Below are 25,976 nucleotides of genomic sequence, written 5' to 3'. Positions count from 1 at the left end.
CGCAGGAGGGACCTGATTCTCGAAATCTTCTTACCACCAACCATCAGGACAATGGAATAATGCATCGTCTTGCCAGCTGTCCCGGCCTTGATCCCCCTGAGGATGTAGTTCTTGTAGAACAAGTACCAGCGGACGTTCTATTCCTTTCCAGTGCTTGGACTGATCTCAATACCTTAGCGACATATTTGGCATCCCCCCAAGGCTCTGCTTGGCAAAACAAGTTGCGGGGTTTGTCTCTCGATTGCCTGTCCCATCCCGCACAGCTTGACCACTATCTGGCGACCACGGCTCAACATGCTAGAATTGTGCTCGTTCGTCTACTCGGTGGTCGTGGACACTGGGGATACGGCCTTGAGCAACTGCAGCGCTGGAAAGAGGTCAAAGGTGATCGTCAACTGCTGATCCTGGCGGGAACAGCCGATCAAAGCGCGGAACTTCATAGCTTGGGATCCATCCCGCAGGCCCTTGCTGATCGTTTGGCTGAATTACTACGCCAAGGTGGTCTCGCCAACTTAGAGGAGGTTCTTGCAGCGTTGCAACTCCTGCTCTTAGGACAACAACCCAATCCAGCGCAATGTCAACTTCATTCCTTTTCAGATCCTTCCCCATGGGATTGGCGTGAGGAATCCGGTCCACGCATCGGCCTTATCCTGTACAGAGCTCAGTTTCAGGCCGGTGAATTTACACTTGCTGAATCCCTTTGCAAGGCTTGTCGAGAGCGTGGTCTAAGCCCACGGTTGCTCTGGGTAAGCAGCCTTCGAGATTCAGCTGTGCAAGTCGAAGTGATCGATTTGTTACGCAGTCAAAACGTTGAGGTTGTAATTACGGGTACGTCCTTCGCCTCTGTACGAACATCCGAAGCAGGTTTGGGTAGTCCGTTATGGGAACAACTTGATGTACCCGTGCTGCAATTGTTAAGTAGTAACCGGAGCCGGCAGAGCTGGTGGCAGAGTACACGTGGTCTCGATTTTCTTGATCTCTCACTGCAGGTAGTGATGCCTGAATTGGATGGCAGGGTGACCACTAGACCTTGTGCATTTCGAGAACATCAGGCAACGGCACCATACATGGGAGCCGCGGTGCCCTGCCAAGTCCCGGACTCCGATGGCATCAGCTGGCTGGTCGAGCATAGCCAGCGCTGGATCACACTTCGCCAAACCCCAGAATGCGATCGTCGCTTAGTGATGGTCTTGGCTAACTACCCGATTCGTGATGGTCGGGTCGCTAATGGAGTCGGCCTCGACACGCCTGCGAGTTGCGTCGCGATGATGCAGTGGTTGCAGAAGATTGGCTACAACCTTGGGACAGAAGTTCTACCTGTTAGCGGCGATATGCTGATGCAACGACTGCTTCAGGGTCGGACTAACGCACCCGAGGGGCAGGATCGACCAGCCTTAGACTATCTGCCACTAGCCCTTTATGAGGACTGGTGGCGTTCGATTCCCTCTCAAGCACGATCTAAAAGCCAAGAACGTTGGGGGGTTCCCAGTACTGCCTGTGATCACGACCCTGAACGGGGCTTCGCAATTCACGGCCTGTGCTTTGGCAATGTGGCGATCTTAATTCAGCCGGATCGCGGATATGACCCTGATCAAATCGCCGATTTGCATTCTCCGAATCTACCCCCTCCTCACCGCTATCTGGCGCAATACCTTTGGGTTAATGTGGTGCACAAAGCCCACGTTGTAGTACACGTGGGTAAACATGGGAGCGCGGAATGGTTGCCCGGGAAAGCGGTAGGCCTCAGTAGCGGTTGCGGCCCTCATCTAGCCCTTGGCGCACTTCCTCAGCTATACCCATTCATTGTGAATGATCCAGGTGAAGGCTCACAGGCAAAACGGCGTGGCCAGGCCGTAGTGTTAGACCACCTCACACCGCCTCTAGGCCGCGCAGGGCTGTATGGCCCCCTGCAACGGCTAGAAGACCAGCTTGATGAGCTTATGGTGGCGAGACAGCTTGGTGCTGAGCGGGCCGAATTAATTGAAACCAATATTCTGGATACACTTCGAGAATTGAATTGGCCCAATGTACCCAGCAAAGAGGAGCTCAAGTGGCATCCCGAACGTGTCAATGGTTGCTTCAATTCCGCTGAAACTTATCTCTGTGAACTTAAGGAGGCACAGATTCGTACGGGACTTCATCGCTTCGGTCAGCGACCAGCGCCAAAGTTAGAGCTAGAACTTCTTCTTGCTTTAGCTCGCCCACCGGCTAACGGCCGGCTAGGCCTTATACAGGCCATGGCCCGTGAGATCGGTACAGATTTTGATCCCTGGACCCAGGAGGAAGGAGATCTACTAGAGGAAGCCGATCAAATTCTACTGGATGAGCTGGGCTGTGAACGGCGCAAACGCGTTGGTGACGCGGTCGCTTGGTTAGAAGATCAAGCGCTGACCCTTCTCTCAATCATTCTGAACCATGACCACGGAGCAAGAACTGAGCTTGCTGCACCCTTCTGTAACTGGATTCAAAAACCCGATGAAAACTTCACTCTCTCTGCAATTATTCAAGACCTCTGGCCAAATTTGATCCAGTGTGCGTCATCGGAGAAATCGGCCTTTTGCCGTGGGATCAGTGGCCAAAGAATTTCAGCAGGTCCGTCGGGAGCACCGAGTCGAGGGCGTCCGGATGTATTGCCGACGGGCAGAAATTTTTATTCTGTTGATCTCAGAGGTTTGCCTACGGAGGCAGCTTGGGATCTTGGTCGGCGCTCAGCGGAGCAACTTCTGAATTTGCACTTGCAGGAGCATGGCGAGTGCTTGCGGTATCTGGCGCTCTCGGTGTGGGGTACCGCGACAATGCGGAATGGCGGGGAAGATATCGCCCAGCTCCTGGCCTTAATCGGCGTCCGTCCTGTTTGGGATGGACCGACGCGCCGATTGGTGGATCTAGAAGTAATTCCCCTTCGTCTTTTAGGTCGTCCTAGGGTAGATGTGGTAGTGAGGATATCAGGGCTGTTTCGAGATGCTTTTCCACAGCTCATAGCGTGGGTTGATCAAGCCCAGTCACTGGTGGCGTCTCTTGATGAGCCAGCGGATCAAAACCCCCTAGCGGCCCTTACCAGGGAACAGGGCCAGCAATGGCGGATTTATGGCTCAGCCCCTGGTGCCTATGGAGCTGGTCTTCAAGCACTTATAGACAATGGATCTTGGGAATCGCGTACTAATGACCTCGGAGAAGCCTTCCTCTGTTGGAGCCAATGGCGTTACAACCAATCGTCAGAGCCTTCTGAGGATCGATCAGGGCTGGAATCTGCTCTTAGACGAGTTCAAGTCGTGCTTCATAACCAGGACAACCGAGAGCATGATTTGCTCGATTCCGACGACTACTACCAATTTCATGGTGGTTTGAGTGCAGCGGTAGAAAAGAGTTCAGGGAAACGTCCGCAACTTTGGTTCGGGGACCATTCACGACAGGAGCGGCCTCGTATGCATCGGTTGGAGCACGAGCTCGACAAAGTAATGCGCAGCCGTTTGCTTAATCCACGCTGGATAGAAGGCATGCAACAACATGGCTACAAGGGCGCATTTGAAATGGGAGCAAGTCTTGACTATCTCTTTGCCTACGATGCGACGACTGACCGCGTACCTGACTGGTGTTATGGGGCTTTATGTGATCAGTGGCTCAACGACCCGTTCATCTTGAGATTTCTAGAGCAGAGCAACCCTTGGGTTCTTCGAGATATGGCAGAACGCTTGCTTGAAGCATCCAACCGTGGTTGTTGGCAAAAAGCCAGGATTGATCAAATTGAACACTTGAAGAAGCTCATAGTGAGCAGTGAAGCCCAAATCGAGCAAGGTGAATTAATTACTTGTTCAGATCACGAACCATCTGCTTAAAAGGATCGATCGAGCCAGGCTTTTGTGAGGTGCCAGCTTGACCGGCTTTTGCCACAGGCCCCACCGTCGGCTTCAGCTCTTTCTTACGTCCATTTGTCGAAGCATTGGCTGGGGCTGGTGTATTGACACCTGTGATCGCAGTGCCCTTAAGTCGTTCATTCATCTCCTTGGTGGTGACCTTCTCGGCAAAGGTTTTCTTTACCGTTTTTGGAATACCAGCAGTGAGGTCGACAACTTTCTCTCTTTTTACCGTTCCACCAAGCCCCTGGCTGCGTTTTTCGAGTTTCTCGGTCTCCGCCGCAATTTCCATGACTTGTTCTTTGACACCGGGGCTATTTACATTGCCCGGGAAAGTGCGACGAATTGTCTTCAACTCGCGCATATAATCAACATCGCCCAGAGAGGATGATGAGTCGGCATCCAGAAAAAATTCTTCCGGCTTGTCTTTGGCAGGCTTACGCGGCTTAAGCAGAGGGTCAGAGTTCTGTGAATCCTTTCTCAGAAAACGATCAAAGAAGCCCATATTAAAAATTACAATGGCACGTAGAACTTAGCGACCGCAGAGGTCGGTCCCGTGGCTATCCGTGCCACAGGTACGTAAAAGTCCAAGTTTGGAAAGTTGGCTATCAATAGCTTCGCAGATGAGTGAACTTGGCTGCCAGGTCGGAAGCATATTGTAGTCATACCAAGCTTCCCCTCCATCAAAGCCCAAACGAGCAGCTTCCTCGATAAGGACCTTATATCCAAGTCGGTAGCGAGCAGGATGCGCCAACACAGCCAAACCACCTGCTTGATGAATCGCACTCACCACCGCTTCTGCCCGCAGAGGCTGGCCCACCGCAGCGGCACCACAGTTGTAGGGACTTAGCGCTCGATGGTTGAGCTCGAACCCGAGCGCCAGTATATGGACCAAGCAACCCTTCAGCAGGGCGCTGATTTCCATACCACTCCAAAGTGTTGGCACACAGAAACCCGTTGTCCGTCGCTTGTCTAACCAAGCCAACATTTGTGCATGAGCATGAGAACTATGATGGTCAGTAACCGCTAAATGAGTTAAACCCAGACTTGAAGCTTGTTGTATCAACATTAAGGGGTCAAGGCTTCCGTCGCTGTAGACGGTGTGACAATGGAAATTCAGCTTGCTAGGACAGCTGTCTGGCCCCACTTGGGCCAATACTTCCATTAGGGGGTGGTTCTTCACTCTACAACTCTGCCCATGCTTCAGCTTGCAGGCGACGCCAACGAGTGTAAAACTGGATAGACGCTGCGATAGAAACTACAAGCCCAATAATCAACCAAGTGGCAGCTCCCGTCGGAAACTGTGTTTTAAACACTACAAGCATTACAACAGTAACCAGTAGTAGCGTTGGGAGTTCGTTTAGAATGCGCAGCTGCCTGCTAGACCACTGACAGGTCCCTGCATGGAGCTTTCGCATAAGCCGATAACAAAAAGCATGGTATCCCAGCAAGGCTATGACGCAGGCAAGTTTGGCGTGCATCCAGCCTTCCTGGAGCCAGGTAGGTTGAACCACAAGGAGGCCAATAGCCATGACCATTGCTACGGCCATGCCAGGGGTTGTAATTATGTTTGCCAGCCGCTTCTCCATCAGCGTGTACTGAGCAAAAAATGGTTGTTGTAACGACGGTTCTAGGTTCTTGGCTTCAACGTGATAGATGAACAGTCGAACCAAATAAAAAAGACCTGCAAACCAGACAACCACACCAACTATATGGAGTGTTTTAAACCAGAGGTAAGCCTCGGGAGGAAGCGTCATTTGGACAACCACGCTAAAGTAACCCTAGGCGGTTCTCAGGTAAAACTGTCAAGAAAGTTGTTAAAACTTTGTCGATAGATTATGAGTGCTTTAAGTGCCAATGGGTCTGGGATTGCAAACCATAATCCATAATCACCAGACAACACCGGCTGAGGAAAAATCTCTTTATCATACTGATCTATTGTTATGTATCGACATCGCCATTGAACATATTAGACTAGATCTATGCGCCGTTTCATAAGGGCTAATCTTATTAAGTAGATATATAAACATCTTCTGGAATAAGTTGACTCTCAAGTTGTCAAAAGCTGCCGTTACAGATTTCCACACTACGTGACCCATTTAGAATATGGTTTCGTATTGTACGATAATCTATCAAAAAATTTTCTGGTTAACCTAAGAACAAGTTAGATCATTTAGTTTATTTCAATATATATTTGAAAATTTATTAAGAAGCTAGCGGATAAATATCAAACCTGGGAATAAAGAACCTCAACCACGGCACCGTATCACTTAAACTTTAGAAGTTAGTAACACCTTTAATAACCTCTAAAGTGCTAAAATTGTTTGTTCAGAAACCTATTAAATTGCTCGATTATGTAAAAACAGACAACGAAACTGCTTATTACTGGCGAAAATCAATAGATCTTTGCTTAAATCTAGAGTATAAATTAAATAAGTCAATACTATATTATTCGTAGTGATAATCGAGTTAATAATAATTATCTTCAATTGTTTTCGCTGTTATCAGCATTAACTCTATTGTTTTCTAATTGAAAAGTCAATATTGTTAATCGAAGAATCTAAATATTTGAGCTGCATTTTACACAGTTTAATTATAAAGTTTTTACCTAAGAAACTTACTGTTTGGTTATAGAGATAAGCTTCAATAATTAGAGTGCATCTTTAATCATAACTCAGAAACCGAAGTTCGAAGAAAATTTTTAAGGCATTTATTAAAAAATAATTCATGTGATCAACGGAATGAAATCTACAGAGCTAACACTGTGCAGCAGTTGCAGGTAAATAAGGTATCAGAGAAGCCATCATGGCACTAATTCTGTGTTGAACTGGCTTCGTTTCAGGTTATTGCCGTAGGCTGATGTCAACAAACGAGAGGTTAGCTATCTTTGCGCACACAAAAGAATTGACCACCTTAGGTTACCTCTAAAAACAAGGAGCCGTCAATAAACGCAACGGTGCTGTTGCTCTAGATGATGACAGAGTGCCCTGCGAAAGTTATTAGAGATCAACAGTAATGGTATTCATAGTTAGTCGCTTTCTCTAACTAATCGACACACTTGTTGACCGAGATCGGTAGCATGCTTGCGATCAATCTGGCCTACAAGGGGACTAAGTATGCCTGCTTGGCAATTCATCTTGGCTTTTTCACGATTACTTTGTTAATCGCTAAATTTGATAAACAGCTGCCAGTGATTCTTTGCAATTTGGGTGATTCCTTCAGCGTAGACAGATCCTGTGCATAACCCTGGAGAAGCCAAGGTTGGAGGTGTGAACCAAAGTAAGGCAGCAAGATAACAACAGAAAACTCGGGTCATGCGCTGCACTCAATAATTATATTTTTCTAAGTCAGAGCTTGGCCAACTATTATCAGACTCTGTTAAATGGAAGAAGTGATAGATGTTACGAGCGAGTACTAGTCCAACGCCAGGGGCCTTCGATAGGGTGTCCACAGATGCAAGTCGAATTGCATTGATCGAACGGAAATAAGCGAGAAGATCCCTCACCCGCTTTGGCCCCATGCCAGGAATGTCTGATAAACATGAATGCTTCATCCGTTTAACCCGCTGTTGCCTATGGAAACCAACTGCAAAACGATGCGACTCATCACGCAGTCGTCGGAGTAAAGTAATTCCCAACTGATCGGGTTCGCTATCAAGTGGTTGATTTTCACCTGGCAGAAACACCTCTTCTCTCTGTTTAGCGAGGGAACAAACATTGAGATCTTCATGGAGATTCAGTTCGCGAAGAGTTTCTATTACCGCCGACAACTGACCTTTTCCGCCATCAATCACCACCAAGTCAGGCCAATCATTCAGTCCGTGAGTTTGTAATACACTTCTTCCTCCTCGTTGTAAAGTACTAACGTCAATACCATCCGCTTTAGCTCGTGCCCAGCGACGAAATCTTCTTCGCATGATTTCTGCCATTGCCATGAAATCATCGCTATGGCCAGCGTAAATACTACTGCTGCGGACCTTGTATTTGCGATAGTGTTGTTTGGCCGGTAAGCCGTCGAGAAATACTACTTGCGATGCCACTGCATCACTGCCTTGGATATGACTTATGTCATACCCCTCGATACGACGCGGCAGAATCGGGAGCTCTAAAAGCTGGGCCAAGTCCTCTGTGGCAAGGGTATGTCGTTCCTGTCTTTGCTTAGTTCGAAGCAGTTCAAATTCAGCATTACGTTGAACTAATTCGACTAAATCAGCTTTTTGAAGTCGTTGGGGACAATGAATACGGACAATACGTTTTCGTTGCTCTGTAAGCCATTCCTCTAGGAGTGTCTTCTGCGGTAGCGGGTGCTGGACTAACAATTCTGGAGGTACTTCAACCGGATCTACTTGGCTGTAGTGTTCTTCAATCACCCGTTGCAAAATGAGGCCAGGATCTAGGCCTGATGCGTCGGCGGTGTAACCAAGCCGTCCTACTAATTTTCCAGTTCGCATCTGAAATATCTGGACTGCTGCAAGTCGTTTGTCACAGGCTAAAGCAAGCACATCGCGACTAATCGACGAGTCAGGGAGACTCATTTTTTGATTTGCTGTGAGTTGACCTAGTCCCTGCAACTGATCACGAACGCGCGCAGCAGCTTCGTAATTCATGTGTTCGGCGTAGCGTTGCATCTGCTTATTCAGCAGATGCTGAAGTTCATTGCTTCGGCCCTGAAAGACCATTGCCACCTTGCTCAAGGTGTGGTGATAATCCGCCGAGCTAATTTTCTTCTGACACACACCAGGACATCGGCCGATGCTATAATTCAGACAGGTGCGATCGGAATAGAGTGGCCTTGAACGTTGACGCAACGGAAATATACGATTGACCAGAAGTAACGTGCGGCGTAACAAACCAACATCTACATATGGTCCGTAGAAGCGATCAAGAGAGTTGCGGGAATGTCGACGACGAGTAATAAAAATGCGTGGATAGGTTTCACTCCAGGTAATGCATAGATAGGGATATTTCTTATCGTCCTTTAACAGCACATTGAAATGTGGCTGATGGTTTTTAATCAGATTAGACTCAAGAACAAGAGCCTCTGCTTCGCTATCTGTAACGATGAATTCAATTTCATAGATTTGTCGTGTCATTAGGTGAATCCGCGGTGACAAACCATGCCGACGATGGAAATAACTGCGCACACGACTACGCAAAGACTTAGATTTACCGACATATAAAATACGATCATTACCATCACGCATAAAATAACAACCTGGTTCAGCTGGAATATCTTTTAATTGCTGTTTAAGACGTTCTGGCTGCATCAATAGAGGCAGAGGTGCATGAGATACTGCATCAGCTAATTGGTCAGCCACCGTAATTCCAACCAGTAGAAGCTAGATTGAGGGCCTCACCGTCAGCAATTAAACGAGCCGATCTGACAGCGCCAACAAAAACTGTGTGATCTCCATGCTTTATCGATCCGACCAGTTCGCATTCAACACCACCTATTGCGTCATCAAGCAAGGGAAGTCCTAAGTCACCCTCGGTGAATGGTGCAGCTTGGAAACGTCCACCCAAACCTTTCTGAGGCTTGAAGAACACCGCCGCAAGATCCTTTTGATTGGACCTCAAAACATTGAGTGAAAAACGTTTACTAGATTCGATGATTGCGTGGCTGCTGCTATCAGCCCGCACACCCATCACCACCAGAGGCGGCTCAAACGACCCTTGTGTTACCCAACTAGCGGTGAACCCGTTTATGTCATCACCATTGCGTACGCCACAGATAAATAGACCATGAGGTATCTTACGGAGTAGAACTTTCTTAGCGTCGGTATCGAGGCTCATAGCATTTTCCCTGGCTTTACAGGAAATCTAGACAATGTTCGCGTACATATGATATAGGAGGATGCCAATCTCATAATGCGGGCGCTTTACCCCGGTAGTTTTGACCCTTTAACCAACGGTCATATGGATCTTATCGAACGAGCCTTGTCTCTTTTTGGAGAGGTGATTGTCGCTGTGTTACGTAACCCCAACAAACGTCCCACGTTCAGCATCGAGCAACGCATCACCCAAATCCATGCTTCGACGCGTCACCTTAGTGGAATCGAGATTATCAATTTTGAAGGTCTCACTGTGAATTGTGCCAAAACACATCGAGCAGACCTGATTTTGCGTGGATTGCGAGCCATGAGCGACTTCGAATATGAATTGCAAATCGCCCACACGAATAGTTCACTTGAGGATTCCTTGGAGACTGTTTTCATGACAACATCTGCGCGACACAGCTTCCTCAGCAGTTCGGTAGTGAAGGAAGTGGCACGGTTTGGCGGTGCTATCGAACATATGGTCCCATCAGAGGTGGCGTTTGACCTGAACAGGCTCTTTAATTCAGCTTTCTTACCGACCTGAGATGAACGATGTCCAGTTCACCGTTCTTAATCAGCTTGATCAGCTTGAGGAAGTCGTTCTAGAGGGGAGCCGGCTTCCGTTTACGGGGGGACGTCTTGTTAATGAATGCGATGCTGTAGAGGTTCTCGATGCAGTTCGCGAGGCATTACCGGACGAGTTTAAACGAGCAGCTCAACTGATTGAGCGCCGTGATGATTTTATCAACGTAGCTCGTCAGCAAGCCGAAGAAATTGTTCAACAGGCCCAAAGACAGCGAGAGCAATTGGTCAACAACTCCTCGGTTTGGAAAGAGGCTGAACGACAAGCCAGTGATCTTCGCGATCAAACCCGTCAACAATGTGAACAGCTATTGCAAACAACACGGCAACAGGGCGCCCGCTTTGATCAAGAGATTCAAATGAGAGTGGCTGCGCAAGAACAACAATTCGCTGTCCGTCGTCAACAGCTTGAGCAGGAAGTCATTGAATTGCGCCGGCAATCTGTTGACCAGCATGAAGCTGACCGAAAACAAGCTCTAGTAGATCTTGAAACTATCCGAAACGAAAGCTTGCGGTTTCAAAAGGAATGTCGTGACGAAGCTGAACGCATTCATAACGATGCCCTACACTTCCGACGTCAGACGCAGCAGCAGTGTGAGGAATTAATTCAACGCAGCCGCCAAGAAGCAGCCAGGGTCCAGGACAGTGCCAAGCGCTATGCAGAGCGGACATTAGATGATTTAGAAGCGCGCCTGCAAGAAGTGGCTCAAGTTGTGGTAAGCGGCCGCCAAGAGTTGGCGAAAAACCAGCCCACCTGCTCTAACCATGGGTCTATGAAACAGAATGAAAACCAGTTGGCTGTTCCAATTAATCGAGTTCCCCGCGCGACATCCCAGTTCCGGTTCATGAAGGGCACCGGTTGATTTGTTGGCTCGCAAGCAGCACTCTTTTCATCACAGCAGCCGTATCCAGTCCACCATTCGAGATCATACTCACATAAAGAGGTCCATGGCTTGTTGCAAGGATTCCCGACATAGATCGAACGCCGGACAAGGTTCCTGTTTTTCCCCAGAACTTGCCCTGTAGCGAAGTTCCATGAAATCGTTTGTGCAACGTTCCCCTTCGACTAGCAATCGCCATCGAGGCCTGATAATAGCTACTTAGGGGATGCTGAGTCATCCGCCAGAGCAGTACAGCGAGTGATTGACTGGTGAGACGGTTCCCGCGAGATAGTCCGCTTCCATCGCGAATGCGGAGCCCTGTCATAGGAATTCCTTGGGATTGGAGCCAGCGTGTTGCAGCCAAAGCAGCGTCTTGTACGTCCCAGCTATCTGCGGCTTCACGCATGAGAACTTCAGCGGTGAAGTTATGACTTTCCGTATTCGCAAGACTCAACAACGCATGCATTGGTGCCGAGTCTTCACTGTGAAGCACAACACTTGGATGCTTATTTTGACTCACCGTAAATGTACGGTAGTCATGGTCCACTAACTGGAGCAATACCCGTCCACCCTGCTGATTTAATGCGGCGTCAAGGACCCGTTGCAACCGAGAAGCGGGATCCATTACAGCCATATGCAGTGCGTTACTAGCAAGTGCTAATCGGGTGATCGGTGCTCCATAAGTGTGAGAACGATCCGCAGGGTGCCAGTCACTTGGCCACCAGCGCTGCCGAGGCTCTTCGCGCACTATCAGCTTCAATGGTTGTATCAATGATTTCGTCTGACGCAATTTCTTCTGGCTTAATGCAACCATGGCGAAGCGTCGAATATCAGCAACGCTCAGATCAGGGTCGCCCTCTCCAACGAGCTCTAGGTTACCGTTCGAATGACGCAAAAGCTGTGTTTTCAAACGGAAGTCAGGTCCAAGACGGTCCAACGCAAATGCCGTACTGACAAGTTTTTGATTAGAAGCCGGAATACGCGGCAACTTGCCGTTGAGATCAGCAAGTAATTGACCTCGATCGTTCACTACACTGATGCTCCATGCCCAACTCTGTGCCTTAACGGCTGCCAACAAAGAACTCTGGAGAGTCGGACAAATTGTCCCTCGGTTCAGCAGCGTGCGCTCTTGCTGTTCTTGTACCGGAGGAGGAGTCAACAAAGGCTGAGCAACCGTACCAGCAACATGAAACGATGCAAACAAGGCCACGACCACTAGCCGCCGCATCATGGGAACGTCACCCCGCTGACAATACCCCTAAAGCTGAAGACCCTACCTTCAACATCGACCGGAACACCGATTTTTAACTTCGTCCCACCAAAAATAATGCCCGATGCATTGGACTCAGCTTCCGCTTTTAGTAAAAAGCGCACGTAAAGCCGTTGAGATTGATTGGGATCTTTCGCTTCAACAATTCGACCATCTGGTTGAATGGCAACCAAGGGAGGGGTAAGATTTAGAACATTAAGTAACTGCACCCGACCAGCCGGCTGATTCCGAATCGTAATCTTCACGCTGCCTTCATCACGAATTGACTGAAGTAGTGTCTCAGGATCAGCGACTTGAAGTTGTCGGATATCAACGCTTACTGTCACAGGTTCCAATGTCCCCGTCGCCTTTGCCAGGGTAGAAACCAATTTTGGAGACCAAGCCACACCAGCGAGTGCAAGCGCTGCAATTGCTGCCGCTGCAGTATCTACTAGCGACAAACCGCGGAGCCAAACTAAGCGGGCCATAAGTTCTTCTTGGGAGATTAACCATATAGACAGCTGAAACAGCGATTAAACCGTGGGCGAAAGTGATCCGAACGGAGTTTGCACCACTAAAACTGCTTTATCTCAAGTCACTTGATTCTTTTTAGCCAAAAGTGCAAAAATGGTTTCTGCATCTGGTCGGGCATTAAATGTGGATAACTGGCGATAACCATCCTGATCGAGGCGGAACACTGTCCATTCCTTGGGATATGAGCGCATTAGCGCTCCCCCTTCCAGAGGTTGCAGCCAGTACGCTTGATGCCACGTAAGGATAAAGCTCCTACGGCGTTTACGTACCACGCTGCCTATTCCCACAGCTGCATCCTCCAGTCGTCCATTCAGCATGACCACCGGGCCAGAATAGCCATCACACACAGACTGAAAAGTCTCGTAATCGAATGGTTGAGGGGCAACAGCGAGCAGGACTCTAGCGTCAGGTAAGCTGGACTTGATCTGATTAAGTCGCTTAAAGTCAATAATCAATGCGCTGAGATCATCAGCCTCTCGACGAGCCAGAGCTGCCGTGCCAGCGTCCGGCCAGGCTATTAATAGGGAAAAACCTTGATCTACCAGAGCACGGGCCAAACGCAAAGCTACGGGAAGGACACGAAGATTCTCAAAGCACAGGTTGGCGGACCATCGCTGAGCCTTACCGGTAGCAAGAGCAGCCGATATGGCATCTTGAAGTTGATGTTCTGCTATTAGGAGATCAGCCGGGAGTGAGTCCTGTTTAGCCATAAGGCGATGTCATGTTTAAAGTGCCTTAGGAGAGAGACCGCTGCGCGGCGTTTACAACATCGGGAACTAAATCTAAAGCAACATCATCTAACCAGGGGCCAAGAGTGAAGCGCAGGCCCGACTGTCGCCAGGGTTTTGCCACTCCCATCGCGCTGAGGATGGGGCTATCTATTCGCTTCCCGGAACTGCATGCGCTACCACTGCTGCATGCCACGCCCCGATGTGCCAACTCTCGCACCATCGACCTTGCTGAAATTGGGTAACCCCGATCTGTGCCCGCAAGAACAGCAATATGATTGGGAAGACGATTATTCACATCAGGACCAACCAGCCTAAACCCAGGAATCTTTAGTAAGGACTGCAATAGTCGATCGCGCTGTTGGCGCACATTTGGGCCGGACCCTGGCGGAACGGATTGATATTCGGGACAAAAGGTGGGCAATGCAGAAAGTGCCTCAACCATTCCAGCGATAAGGGCTACAGGTTCTGTCCCTGAACGCAGACCAAACTCCTGACCACCTCCACTTTGGAGAGGTTGTATAGCGAGAGTCGGACGACGGATCAAAAGTCCAATCCCTCGAGGACCCTGAAACTTGTGAGCCGATAGGCTAAGTAAGTCAACGTTGAGGCTGTTGAATTGAGGGCAACCTTGAGGAATTAATTGAGTGGCGTCACTATGAAACACAATCCCCCGCTCTCTACAGGCCTTTCCAACACAGGCAACGGGTTGAAGAGTGCCCACCTCGCTTTGCGCCGCAATAAGTGAAACTAGTCTGGTGGGTGGCGCCAGGAGCTGATCCATTAACTCTAGTCGAATGTGCCCAGTGGCATCTACGGGCCAAACTGCAATTGTCCATCCCTGTTTTTTCAATTGTTCAGAAGCAGCTAACACTGCTGGATGCTCCACCGCAGACACCACGATTCGACTTGGCTGTAGCGCAGCCGCTGAGCCAAGCAAGCCAAGATGAACAGATTCAGTGGCACCGGAGGTGACGACTAATTGCTCTGGAGATACAACGAACCGCCTTGCAAGTTTCCATCGTGAGCGCTCTAGCAATTCTGCTGCTTTTAGTCCTGCAACGTGTAGGCTGCTGGGATTAGCCCAGACAGCCTGTTGGACTTGAACTACAACATCAATCACCTCTGAGCGTGGCGGTGTCGTTGCTGCAGCATCCAAATAAATTTCAGCTTCCACCACGCTTTAACCGAGATCGTGTGCGTTGTTCAAAAGAATTACTGGCCAGCTTTAGCATTGATTCAAGAGAAGTATTATTCAAAAATGCCTGGGCCTGTTCAAGCGCGACTGTTTCATCACCCGGGACTGATTCTAACTTGAGTACACCGTTAAACAAGGCTTGAGCTGGTCCAGTCATTAAGACCGGACCGGACTGATCGGGCCAAGAAATCTGTAGCGAACCTCCAGGTAATATGACTTCGGCTTGCTCATCAGCAAGATCAAGAAGGACGGCCGCAACGAGGGTCGCGCAGGCGCCTGTGCCGCAGGCGAGAGTGGGACCAATACCCCTCTCCCAAACTCGGATCTCTAAACGGTTACGTGCTCGTACTTTCAAAAAATGAACATTAGTCTTGTCTGGAAAAACGGGGTGAGCTTCCAACACGGACCCCCACTCCTCGAAAGGAACGGTGTCTAAATCGTCGACAGGAACAATAGCGTGGGGATTACCCATTCCAACCGAAACAACGTTAACCGGTAAGCCTCCGATCTTTAAAACGCCCCGGGGCAATCCATTTTCGAATTTAAGCGTTGTTGGAATTAAGTTTGGCTGTAACAACGGTGCACCCATATCCACTCGAAACCGACCATCCGGCATCAGCTCAGATTGAATCATTCCTGCCAAACTCTCGATCACCCAACGACATCCCGCGATTGATCGATTAGTATCGGCCAAGTAACACGCAAGACAACGTATACCGTTGCCGCACATCTCCGCTTCAGTGCCATCTGCATTGAAGATGCGCATGCGCAAGTCTCCATCAGTTTGGGGTGGAAGGGCCAAAATGATCCCATCGCCTCCGACGCCGAAGCGCCGGTCACAGATTCGCCGAATCCAAGCGGGCTCAGGATTAATAATCTCGGAAGGAAGCTGATTATGGCGCCCTTCAAAAATCACAAAATCATTACCGAGACCTTGGTACTTACTGAATTGCAGCATTGCTAGAGACCCGAACTGTAATAATAGGTAAGTGTGTGGCTTGACCTTCTATCCCATATCTATAACTTGAATTGATCATAAGAGAAATAGCTATGGTCATTTTAGTTTCCTCAATGAGTTACCAAGCGTCTTAATTAGGCAAATAACAGACCCTGAAACAGGGTTACGGTGGAACCGACCCAGGATAAGTAAAAATAACTACAATCCTAATCTTTACGATTTGTTATCTTGAGTTTCTATTTGCGATCTAGCAATGGATCTACCTCTTCATTTTCAATTTGAGAAACAGCAACTCCAAGGCACTATTGAAAAAGCCAGTGATATTAGTGAACTCAAAAATGTTGCGGGTTTGCTCCTTGATCTATATTTCAGACAACGAGTAGCAACAGCTCAAATCATCGCGGACAAAAGCTAGGAAGTTGTTTTTTATCTTTGTTTGATCATAATTAATTATAAAAATTTATTAGAACAAAATTTTCTTCCGACGTCTATATAAGATGGCTAACAGTCGTCTAATAAACTAGAAAAAAAATTTTATAGAGTAGGCTTTTAATTAAAAATAAAAGATTGCTCTTCATAATATCTATAATGTGCAATATTGTGACAGTTTAGGTCAATTATTAATCCTGACAATTTTTAGTAATAGAAAATTTTAGAAATTAGTTTTAATAATTATAGAATGTATAAATTTAGCAATAAGACTTATTATTTAATGCAGTATTTTACTATGTAAGTTATAAATCTATTCAAAATAATAAAACTTAACAAGTAACTAAACTTTGGGTGATAGGATAAATTTTTATTAGTGAAAAAATTCATGTTTAAACTATGTTCTAATATACTAACTTTATAATGTATTTAACTACACAGAAACGGCAGTATTTTGTATTTTAATATTTAAAAATATATATAAAGAGATTAAAATTAATTTTATAAAGCTTTATAAGATTTTACTTTTATATGAATACTAAAAAAGTAAATTTTGATTATTATTAAAATTAATACATTATTTAAGGTAATTAATAAACCAAGAGTTGATCTACCTTATTTTTATAGAGGTAGAATTTGTTTATCGCTAATCTAAAAATATTCTAGACAGAATAGTTAAGTAAAGAAATCAAAGTTTTTCTAAACAATAATTATCTAGAAATACATTTTACTTTGCCAGATATTATTTATTTGATTTCCAATCATAATATGCAAAGTAAAGCTAAAAGACTAATTTGTTGATTGAAGTTATTTTAATTTATTTACTAAATAAAAGCTTACAATTTATTAGTTATTAAAAAATAAATTAAAAACTAAATTAATTTTTATCACAACAGTAATTTTGTTTTTATAGAAGGTTCAGACAAGACTTCGTATATTAATTGAGTTATTTAAATTTCTGAATTTTGCATATAATTTCTAATTCCTAGTCAATATTAATTATTTTTGCCTACTTATTGCAATTAATTTAAGAATATGCACAAAATCCATAGATATTTATTGTAACTAATAGACTGTTTTACTACTTAAGATCTTATAATTAAGCTATTTAAATTGTATGTATATAGCTATCTAATTAGTATAAAAATTTACTTATTCTTAAAGTAAAAACTCTTAATAATATAAAGATTACAATTTATTTAGAATAATGTTTATTTAACTTCATGGTTTCTAAAAAGGGATAAATACTTTATTCATTTAAACTTTATTAAATTACCATATTTTATATTTGTGAGAGAATTTAATTAATCTATTCATTTTTATTCCCGCTAATATTAAATCTTTCCTTAAAGCTAAGGATAGCTATTAAATCAAGAAACTAATATCTTACTTTAAGTATTCTTAATACCAAAAATGATATCTTTTGTTTACTAATTAAATCCTATAAGCCAAACAAAGTATATATTGTACAAAGATCTAGAGGTGTTCAAAGCCATTTGATACTAAATGAGATTAATACTTCATGGCTTTTTATGCATTAAGATATATTTAACAAATGTTTTTAATCCTATTAACACAAAAGTCGCCAAATCACAGAAATTAATTCTAATCTCAATTCTTTGAATATATAAAAGTCATAAAGTTAAACCTACCGTCAGGATTTATTGGTAGACATAGCTGTTATCTTGACCAAGGCTAAATTTATGGGTGGTTGATTTTATGGAACTTTATGTCATTTAACTACTTAGATCAAGTTTTCTTAATCTTAGTGAGTCTTTTAGCATATTATTTAACCTATCCAACTTCTTTAACTGGCTAAGCAACAGGCGTGTGGCACCATCGCATTCATACCACATGCTGTGTTTCGTGAACGCTGCCTCATCTTCGGCTGACAACAGTCCATACGCTAATCGCTACGACCCAACCGCCCTTGAGCGGCGTTGGAGAGCCCGATGGAAGCAAGAGGGTCTTGATGTTACGGATACTGATAATAGTAAACCGGCCTTTTTTGCCCTATCGATGTTTCCCTATCCATCTGGGAGCTTACACATGGGCCATGTGCGGAACTATGTGATCACTGATGTGATGGCGCGAGTGCAACGTATGAAAGGCATGGCAGTTCTGCATCCCATGGGTTGGGATGCTTTTGGATTGCCTGCTGAAAATGCTGCGATCGAACGTAATACCGATCCCAGCGATTGGACTAACAGGAATATTAACCAAATGCGTGATCAACTCGATCGACTTGGATTGTCGATTGACTGGAACCGTGAACAAACTACGTGCCACAGCGATTACTATCGTTGGACTCAGTGGCTTTTCCTTCGATTTCTAGACAGCGGGTTGGCTTATAGAAAAAATGCCACCGTCAATTGGGATCCTGTAGATCAGACGGTGTTGGCTAACGAGCAGGTAGATGCTGAAGGCCGTTCGTGGCGCTCAGGTGCACTCGTTGAACAGCGTCAGTTGAACCAATGGTTTCTGCGTATTACTGATTACGCTGAGCCGCTATTGAACGACCTCAACAAGTTGAAAGGTTGGCCTGAACGGGTTAGGACCATGCAGGCTAACTGGATTGGACGTTCAGAAGGAGCGGAGATCACTTTTTTGGTCAATGATCAAATCGGTCAATCGATCACGATATTTACCACTCGCCCAGACACTCTTGCCGGAGCCAGTTACGTGGTGTTAGCGCCAGAGCATAAGCTTGTAGACATGCTCACAACAGAGGATCGCAGAGCCAATGTCGAACGATTTCGCGAGCAAATAGCGCGGTTAAGCGCCACTGAGCGTATTAGAGACGACAAACCTAAGCGCGGAGAGGCTATAGGTGCCAGCGTCACGAATCCTTTGAACGGCGAAATCTTACCGGTTTGGATTGCTGACTACGTCCTGGTTGATTATGGCACGGGTGCTGTTATGGGTGTCCCAGCTCATGATCAACGAGATATTCAGTTTGCCCGTATTTACAATCTACCGATTCGCCAAGTGATCGATGCTGACGGTGCCAAAGAAGCAATTGACGACGGCAAAGCCTGGACCAAACCAGGAACCTTAATTAACTCTAACGCGTTTAACGACATGACCTCAACCCAGGCCCAGGCCAAGGTCGTAGGCCACGGAGAAAGGGCCGGATGGGCTACCGGTAAAGTGACATATCGCCTCAGGGATTGGCTGATCTCACGTCAGCGCTACTGGGGTTGCCCCATACCGGTAATCCACTGTCCCTCCTGCGGTGTTGTTCCTGTTCTGAAAGAAGATTTACCGGTGCAATTGCCCCGCGGCATCGACCTCTCCAGCAAAGGTGGTTCCCCCCTCAGTCTGCAGGCCGATTGGGTCAACGTGCCATGTCCTCGTTGTGGAACGGCGGCCAAGCGTGAGACCGACACGATGGATACTTTTATGTGCTCTTCTTGGTATTTTCTTCGTTTCGCCGATCCAAATAACATAGAGCAACCCTTCAGCAAGGAAGCGGTGAACCGTTGGTTGCCAGTGAAGCAATATGTAGGAGGAGTTGAGCATGCTATCCTCCATCTACTTTACGCTCGATTTTTTACTAAAGCGTTAAAAGACAGCGGTTTGATTGATCTAGATGAGCCTTTCGAGCAACTGCTCACCCAGGGAATGGTGCAAGGGGTGACCTACCGCAATCAAAAAACCGGCAAATACATCGCACCAGCAGATGTGGAAAATCCGGATGATCCCCACGACCCTAACACCGGTGATCAGCTTGAGGTGCTGTTTGAAAAAATGTCCAAGTCGAAACACAACGGTGTTAATCCTGCAGAAGTTATTGATCGCTATGGCGCCGACACCACACGGATGTTCATTCTATTCAAAGCACCGCCTGAAAAAGATCTCGAGTGGGACGATAACGATGTTGAAGGGCAGTTCCGCTTCCTCCAACGCCTATGGCGTCTTGTAAACGCTGCTTCAGTAACAGTAAACTCGCTGGCTGAGGTTGAGCTACCAACCGACCTGACAGATGAGGAAATCGCAGTCCATCGGGCTCTTCATTTGGCAATTGAAGCTGTGAGTGAGGATCTCCGTAGCGATATTCAGTTGAACACAGCAATTTCTGAATTAATGAAATTCTCTAATACGATAATAGCAGCAGGAGAAAATGCTCTTCGCCCTCCAGTTTTGCAAGAAGCACTTTCTGGTTTGATTCGCCTACTCGCTCCATTTGCGCCTCATTTAGCGGAAGAGTTTTGGAGTCGCCTTGGTGGAGAGGGCCGCGTGCATCACCAGAGCTGGCCAGTGGTAGATCCCACCGCATTAGTGCGGGATAGCCTCACCATCGTGATTCAGATAAAGGGCAAAGTGCGCGGGACCATACAGGTTCCCATCGATATTGACAAGGAGACACTTGAGGCAATGGTTCTCGGCAGCGACGTGGCCAACAAGTGGCTCGAGGGAGCTTTGCCGAAGCGCGTGATCACCGTGCCAGGTAAACTAGTTAATTTGGTAACCTGATTTTCACAATTTTAGTGCCGCAACATCCTCTATCCCTAGAGCATAGAGGAGCGGTTGGTAGCTCCTCAAGATTTGTTGAAACGCATGCCGGCGGGATTTGACCAATTCCCTTGGGCACTGTAGCAGTCTCTGTTGGCAATGAGACGACGCATAATCCAAAAAATAGATTCATCGTTGCCATCGCCAAGAGCGTGCCTAATGTCCGCCACGGATCGTGACAAGCCGTCTTCAAGCAAACCTTCAACGCTCTGTTGTAGCCTGAGAACTGCCGCGGCGGCTTTCTTACCTGCTTCAACACCGGGTTGGTTATAGGCGTTGATGTTGATAAGCTCGCTGTAAAGTCCGACCGCGCGCTCGAATAAGGCAACCAGAGCTCCAAGACGACGTTCATCGAAGCGCCGCATGGTGATGCTCATGCTTTGTCGATTTCCTTCCGTCAACGCAGAGCGCGTACCTTGCAAGAAACCGTTAAGAAAATCACCAGGATGCTCATCCTTGATCGCAAGGACTCCCTGAATATCTTCCAGCTCTTCGATAAACGTAGCGAAGAAATTGTCCACTCCATCGCGCAACTGCTGGACATATGCATGCTGATCAGTGGAACCTTTGTTTCCATAGACAGCAATTCCCTGGTGTACGACCTTGCCATTGCGATCAAGACGCTTGCCGAGGGACTCCATAACCAGCTGTTGGAGATAGCGACTAAAAACTTCGAGGCGATCCCGATATGGCAACACCACCATGTCACGGCGACCTTGACCATCGCCAGCTGCATACCAAGCCGCAGCCATTAGAGCTGCCGGATTACGACGGATATCGACTACCCGAGTGGCTGCATCCATCTGCGCTGCACCAGATAGAAAATTCTTGATATCACAGCCAATCAATGCGCCCGGAAGCAATCCCACGGCACTAGTTATGCTTGTGCGGCCACCCACCCAATCGAACATATTGAACCGCTTAAGCCAATTCTCTTGTTGAGCCTGCTGGTCTAGAAGGCTGTCCAGCATGGTAACTGCGACAGCTTGACTAGTCCAATTCCCACCGGCTTCCTCAACGCGAAAACGAGCTTGCTCCATCCCTAAATGGGGTTCCGGCGTCGTCCCAGACTTACTCACTGTCACCACCAGTGTGGTTTTAAGCTTTTCTGACAAAACACTGAAAATATTGCTCATCCCATTTGGGTCAACGTTGTCGAGAAAATGGAATGGAAGTCCTTGATTCTTGTTTTGAAGCGATTGAATCATCAAGGCAGGGCCAAGACCACTGCCGCCGATTCCAATCCATAAAACGTCAGTAAATGATTCTCCGTTGGGGGCCTTGATTACTCCATGGATCACGTCACGACCAAAGGCTTCAATTTGACCTACCTCGTAAGAAATACGACTACGAATAGCTTCCGAAGGAGCGAGATGCGGAGACCGCAACCAGTAATGACCTACCTGTCTATTTTCATCTGGATTAGCAATTGCACCCGCCTCCAGACTTTGCATAGCTGAAAAAGCAACACTCATAGCCGATTGCATCTGGTTAAGCTGCGTAGCGTTCAAATGCATTCGGCTGATATCCAGCCACATTTCAAGGTCGTCGTGGTACCACAGCAGATCACAAAACCGCTGCCATTGAATTTGAGCGTCACTAGCGCTGAAATCCGGAAAGCTCACGGGATTGGATGTTGAGATCAAGCTGAAGCTATCCAAAGATCTGGCGGAATGCGTACCCCTTGAACAGTCCAATTAGTCTTAGCTTCAATGCCTCCGCGTTGGCGTCACGCCTCGATTCATGATCATCTGCGCTTCCTAGAATAGGGACCTGCGCCATGGTCTTGCTAGGGATTGCTCAAACGACGTTGAAGATCGAATCCATCAATGCTGGAGCCTTCCACTGTGGTTGGCCGCCTGAACCCGATCGATTTCACCGCCAAAAAGTTACAAATGCTGCAACAGCACTTTGGCGTACATCGATCGCAAACGCTTCTTGTACGGATGCTTATTGACAGAATGGATCAAACTCTAGCCTCTCTGTTTGCGTACGCTTGATCGACCGCATGCGCTTAAGCCAACAATTCTCAAAAAAGTAGCCAAGTATCGAGTAAATCTCATGCTGATCACCGCAATTCTTTTCGATAAGATTCAACATTCAAAACCTGGCGAAGGACCGCTGTTAATTGCACGTATTAGATCTAAAATGAAATGTTCAGTTTCTAGTAGGGAAACTGCAGGCGCTAAGCCAGCTACTCCTACTTAGGCGCCAAAGTAATTGCCACTATTAGCCATTTGCATAACAGCAGACTTGAATGTCCAGCTCGGGTTCTGCGCTATACGTAAGACCCTAAATTCCATGCCTGAATCTACTTAAGGTGGGCGGGCCTGTATACCCGAAACCAGTCTGAGCTTAAGAAATACAGAGATGCCCGAGAGCCGCCAGGCGCATCTGAAGCGCTGACCAATCAAAACTCCTAGGATCGGCCCGCTCGCCACCCACATCAACGTGGCTATGGGTGGTTATAGCTGTTGGAGGCAGGTCGAAGACCCTCATCCAGCCCGACAATACAATGGCAAGGACATCGTATTGCTTGGGGGTGTAGCCGCTATGAGTTGAATGAGCATTAGCGCCACTAGGTGGAGTTTCCAGACCAAGGTGAAGAGCAAAGTTATTCACCGATCCTTTCAAGTTTTTATTAGTAATGGCCCACTCACCGAGAAAAGCTGAAAAGCCGGCTCCGTAAGCACGTTTTAAAGGATCAACGAGATCAAGAACACGCCCATCCAGGCTGACAAGCGTATGGTAACTCGCCTGGTCTTCATCGCGCAGGTGGGGTGTCAAGAAAGTATTGACGGCCGAATTAACCGAATACACCGTTTCATGTAAAACAATAATCCTGGGTGTGGCGTCGAGTCGGCGGCCGAATGCATCCCTGGTAAATCGCTCACCAAAATTGGTTGGATCAATCGGAATAAAAGTTCGCCAAGAATCGGAACGTTCCTGGAGATCCTCTAATCGGAATCGGAGCTCTTTATTTAGTCCTGAACATTGACGCGCTAAAGGAGAGTGCCAAGAACGGGAAAGGGGTGCCGGTGGTATAGAACTAGATGGAGCTTCTCGCAGCCGATGATCGCCTCCATTGCTGACTCGATCAAGCAACTCCAGCAGAATCGAGCGATCATCTGTCAAAGACCTCATCTGGGTCCTAATCACGGACCAGCCCAAAATCAAACAACTGATTGAACCGATGGTTATTACAGAGATGGTGACCCATCGACCGCTCTGAACGGCCGCAGGGGCCTGCTTCAGGCTACGGTTTAGAGAATTTGAAACCATTGTTCTCGCAACGCCAGCTGATCTGATGTTGCACCTGAATCCCAATCCAAACACCAACGCTCCACCCCTGTTTCAGGGGAAAGATACGTTTCTTGGATCGAGCCGCGCCGAGCAAAGGTAACCAGCACATCTTTCTGATTCCGCATCAGCAAGGGAATAGTGTCCAGGTGTTGAACACGAAAACCATTAAGACCTAAAATTTCATCTCCCACAACCAAGCTTGCCTTCATCCCAGGACTTTGTTGCATTACACGTTGAATGACTAAAGCACCAGATGACTCCTTCAAAGTCAGTCCATGGTGTGGCATCTTCGAGGGCACGGGAACGAGTCTCAGTCCTATCGACTGGGCTGTTTGTTCCAGAGGAACCGAATCAGTGTCATCTAGCCAATGATCAAGATCAGCAGAGATACCATCAGCTAATGAAGCCAGCCAACAATGCAGATCTTGTCGACAATAGCCCCGCAGAGTTCGCCCGTAACGCTCCCAAAGGTAGCGCAGCAGTTGAGCGAGCGAAGATCCATGGGTCCGTAGGCGAACATCCAAGCAAAAGGCAACCGCAGTGCCGAGTCGGTAGTAACTTACTTGGGAGTCTCGAGATGCTGGAGTTGATTTATAAAGCTTGACCCAAGCTTCTTCCGCGCTCATTGAAAGGGATTGAATCGACCTTCCTGATGTCATTAGGACAGCTGACAGTTCTTCTCCGAGATCGCTCAAGAGCATGGACCGATCGCTACAACCAGCTAATAGAGGAAGAGACAAGTCGTAATAGCTGGTGATTCCTTCCGCAAACCACAATCCTTCACTAACTACCGGACGGGTATAGTCATAAGGCCGATATTCCGTTGGTCGAAGGCGTCTCACATTCCATTGATGCAGATATTCATGCCCCACTAGCTGAAGAAGTTTTCGATATCCCTTATCCGTTGCTAGAGCGGACCAGCTGTACTGCAAAACAGCGCTGTAATCATGTTCAAGACCTCCGTATCCGTTTTCAAGGAGCTGCAGCACGAGATGGTAACGGTCGCCAGCGGGTGGAGCCGTTCCCATGAGTTGACAAGTGGCTTTACAAACGCGCTCTAAATCAACAACAAATGTTTCTGGCCAACCAAAAGGATGTGAACCAATCAGTAGAAGTTCGTGACGATACCCCTGGACGGTAAAGGACTGGAAACCAAACAAACCAGCATGTAGCGGACTATCGATGAGTTCATCTAAATCCTCGGCATACCAACCCTGTTCCAACCTCGTCAAGGGTATATGAACCTGCCAACTATTTGGGACTACCACTTGCAAGCGATGAGGTAACCAGCGGAACCCCTCGACTTCCAGTACCACAGACGCTAGGGCGAGAGATGCAAGATCCGGATCAATGAGTCCCGTACGAACACTTAGGTCTCGTGATTCAACCGCGTAGGTCAGTGTAAGCGGATCAAGATCGACCAGGTCGCATTGCCACTTATGCGGGGCCAGACGACGGATGCTTAGAGGGGTACCTAGGCTGTGCAGTGTGAGGCTGTGAAGATGCTGCACATGATCCCGAACGGTATAGGACCCAGGCGTCCATACAGGAAACTGCAGAATTTGGCGGTGCCATTGAGGCTCCCACTCCATCTGGACCCAGACCGTTTGGGTGGAAGGCTGGCTCAAGTCAAGCCGAATCTGAACCGAACCGCTCACGTCAACCCTGCCGAGGTGTTAACTCAACCATTCTTACAAAGTCACTTTTTAGATTTTCCAATAGACGGCAGAAAGCAGCGTACGATGACGTTTTAGTGAATACTAATGTGGAGACTAACGCCGCTATCAGCCCGACAAATACAGTTGATCGGGTAGGTCTCGTAATGAACAGTGGTAAATGTCGGCATAAGCTAACAATCACCCGATATTCTCAAGATAGTTACTTTGATCAAGCTTGAAACTTTTTTGGATCAAGACAAGTTTAGATCAAA

Annotated in this window: 20 protein-coding genes; 5 read left to right on the top strand and 15 right to left on the bottom strand. The window is 47.2% G+C overall.

Features of this window, described 5'->3' with window-relative positions; translation table 11 throughout:
• Positions 1–59: 59 nt before the first annotated feature.
• Positions 60–3,836: a cobaltochelatase subunit CobN gene (gene cobN / locus ABWV55_RS05935; protein ID WP_353292628.1), complete on the top strand. Its 3,777-nt coding sequence runs from the start codon at positions 60–62 to the stop codon at positions 3,834–3,836.
• On the opposite strand, the gene ABWV55_RS05930 is transcribed toward cobN, so the two are convergent.
• The 6 genes from ABWV55_RS05930 to ABWV55_RS05905 form a co-directional block, all read right to left on the bottom strand.
• Positions 3,805–4,359, bottom strand: a complete 555-nt coding sequence (locus tag ABWV55_RS05930; RefSeq protein WP_353291223.1) for a hypothetical protein — start codon at positions 4,357–4,359, stop codon at positions 3,805–3,807. The two genes, cobN and ABWV55_RS05930, sit on opposite strands and share 32 nt — an antisense overlap.
• A gap of 27 nt (positions 4,360–4,386) precedes the next feature.
• Positions 4,387–5,019, bottom strand: coding sequence for a PHP domain-containing protein (locus ABWV55_RS05925; protein WP_353292627.1), 633 nt, complete (start codon positions 5,017–5,019; stop codon positions 4,387–4,389).
• A 19-nt stretch (positions 5,020–5,038) separates the two neighbouring features.
• Positions 5,039–5,611: a protoporphyrinogen oxidase HemJ gene (gene hemJ, locus ABWV55_RS05920; RefSeq protein ID WP_353291222.1), complete on the bottom strand. Its 573-nt coding sequence runs from the start codon at positions 5,609–5,611 to the stop codon at positions 5,039–5,041.
• 1,403 nt (positions 5,612–7,014) lie between these two features.
• Positions 7,015–7,170: a hypothetical protein gene (locus ABWV55_RS05915; protein WP_353291221.1), complete on the bottom strand. Its 156-nt coding sequence runs from the start codon at positions 7,168–7,170 to the stop codon at positions 7,015–7,017.
• A gap of 9 nt (positions 7,171–7,179) precedes the next feature.
• A complete protein-coding gene (gene uvrC, locus ABWV55_RS05910) occupies positions 7,180–9,120 on the bottom strand; it encodes an excinuclease ABC subunit UvrC (RefSeq protein WP_353292626.1) in 1,941 nt (646 codons plus the stop codon).
• A gap of 43 nt (positions 9,121–9,163) precedes the next feature.
• Positions 9,164–9,646, bottom strand: coding sequence for a flavin reductase family protein (locus ABWV55_RS05905; RefSeq protein ID WP_353291220.1), 483 nt, complete (start codon positions 9,644–9,646; stop codon positions 9,164–9,166).
• A gap of 75 nt (positions 9,647–9,721) precedes the next feature.
• On the opposite strand from ABWV55_RS05905, the gene coaD reads away from it, so the two are divergent.
• Together coaD and ABWV55_RS05895 are read left to right on the top strand one after the other, a co-directional pair.
• Positions 9,722–10,213 (top strand): pantetheine-phosphate adenylyltransferase, encoded by a 492-nt coding sequence (coaD, locus tag ABWV55_RS05900; protein WP_353291219.1) that lies wholly within the window; start codon positions 9,722–9,724, stop codon positions 10,211–10,213.
• 1 nt (position 10,214) lies between these two features.
• On the top strand, positions 10,215–11,114 hold the full coding sequence (locus tag ABWV55_RS05895) for a hypothetical protein (RefSeq protein ID WP_353291218.1): 900 nt from the start codon (positions 10,215–10,217) through the stop codon (positions 11,112–11,114).
• On the opposite strand, the gene dacB is transcribed toward ABWV55_RS05895, so the two are convergent.
• The 5 genes from dacB to dapF form a co-directional block, all read right to left on the bottom strand.
• Entirely contained in the window at positions 11,095–12,360 is a 1,266-nt protein-coding gene (gene dacB, locus ABWV55_RS05890; RefSeq protein ID WP_353292625.1) for a D-alanyl-D-alanine carboxypeptidase/D-alanyl-D-alanine-endopeptidase, read from the bottom strand. The genes ABWV55_RS05895 and dacB overlap by 20 nt on opposite strands.
• Positions 12,360–12,869 carry a DUF4330 domain-containing protein gene (locus ABWV55_RS05885; RefSeq protein ID WP_353291217.1) on the bottom strand — a complete coding sequence of 170 codons (510 nt, stop codon included), beginning with the start codon at positions 12,867–12,869 and terminating at the stop codon, positions 12,360–12,362. The genes dacB and ABWV55_RS05885 overlap by 1 nt, the downstream gene beginning before the upstream one ends.
• Positions 12,870–12,971: 102 nt before the next feature.
• Complete coding sequence (locus tag ABWV55_RS05880; protein WP_353291216.1) at positions 12,972–13,625, bottom strand: DUF1995 family protein; 654 nt, start codon at positions 13,623–13,625, stop codon at positions 12,972–12,974.
• 25 nt (positions 13,626–13,650) lie between these two features.
• Positions 13,651–14,823 (bottom strand): aminotransferase class V-fold PLP-dependent enzyme, encoded by a 1,173-nt coding sequence (locus ABWV55_RS05875; protein WP_353291215.1) that lies wholly within the window; start codon positions 14,821–14,823, stop codon positions 13,651–13,653.
• On the bottom strand, positions 14,810–15,799 hold the full coding sequence (gene dapF, locus ABWV55_RS05870) for a diaminopimelate epimerase (RefSeq protein ID WP_353291214.1): 990 nt from the start codon (positions 15,797–15,799) through the stop codon (positions 14,810–14,812). Before dapF ends, ABWV55_RS05875 begins: the two co-directional genes overlap by 14 nt.
• A gap of 2,283 nt (positions 15,800–18,082) precedes the next feature.
• Here dapF and leuS point away from each other — a divergent pair.
• Positions 18,083–20,704 (top strand): leucine--tRNA ligase, encoded by a 2,622-nt coding sequence (gene leuS / locus ABWV55_RS05865; RefSeq protein ID WP_353292624.1) that lies wholly within the window; start codon positions 18,083–18,085, stop codon positions 20,702–20,704.
• A 65-nt stretch (positions 20,705–20,769) separates the two neighbouring features.
• On the opposite strand, the gene ABWV55_RS05860 is transcribed toward leuS, so the two are convergent.
• Together ABWV55_RS05860 and ABWV55_RS05855 are read right to left on the bottom strand one after the other, a co-directional pair.
• The gene (locus tag ABWV55_RS05860) at positions 20,770–22,368 is read right to left on the bottom strand and encodes a glucose-6-phosphate isomerase (protein WP_353291213.1); all 1,599 of its coding nucleotides are present in this window, start codon (positions 22,366–22,368) and stop codon (positions 20,770–20,772) included.
• Between the two features lie 28 nt (positions 22,369–22,396).
• Positions 22,397–22,525: a hypothetical protein gene (locus ABWV55_RS05855; RefSeq protein ID WP_353291212.1), complete on the bottom strand. Its 129-nt coding sequence runs from the start codon at positions 22,523–22,525 to the stop codon at positions 22,397–22,399.
• Between ABWV55_RS05855 and ABWV55_RS05850 the strand changes: the two genes are divergently transcribed.
• Positions 22,524–22,700 (top strand): hypothetical protein, encoded by a 177-nt coding sequence (locus ABWV55_RS05850; protein ID WP_353291211.1) that lies wholly within the window; start codon positions 22,524–22,526, stop codon positions 22,698–22,700. The two genes, ABWV55_RS05855 and ABWV55_RS05850, sit on opposite strands and share 2 nt — an antisense overlap.
• 398 nt (positions 22,701–23,098) lie before the next feature.
• Here the strand turns inward: ABWV55_RS05850 and ABWV55_RS05845 are convergent, their stop codons facing one another.
• Together ABWV55_RS05845 and ABWV55_RS05840 are read right to left on the bottom strand one after the other, a co-directional pair.
• Complete coding sequence (locus ABWV55_RS05845; RefSeq protein ID WP_353291210.1) at positions 23,099–24,025, bottom strand: peptidoglycan recognition family protein; 927 nt, start codon at positions 24,023–24,025, stop codon at positions 23,099–23,101.
• The gene (locus tag ABWV55_RS05840; RefSeq protein WP_353291209.1) at positions 24,007–25,704 is read right to left on the bottom strand and encodes a signal protein PDZ; all 1,698 of its coding nucleotides are present in this window, start codon (positions 25,702–25,704) and stop codon (positions 24,007–24,009) included. The genes ABWV55_RS05845 and ABWV55_RS05840 overlap by 19 nt, the downstream gene beginning before the upstream one ends.
• Between the last annotated feature and the right edge of the window lie 272 nt (positions 25,705–25,976).

Origin of the sequence: Synechococcus sp. M16CYN, assembly GCF_040371545.1 — a bacterium.
In the GTDB taxonomy this organism is placed as follows: domain Bacteria; phylum Cyanobacteriota; class Cyanobacteriia; order PCC-6307; family Cyanobiaceae; genus Parasynechococcus.
The sequence above is the reverse complement of the archived record's forward strand: the minus strand, read 5'-3'. Positions and strand labels throughout refer to the sequence as shown.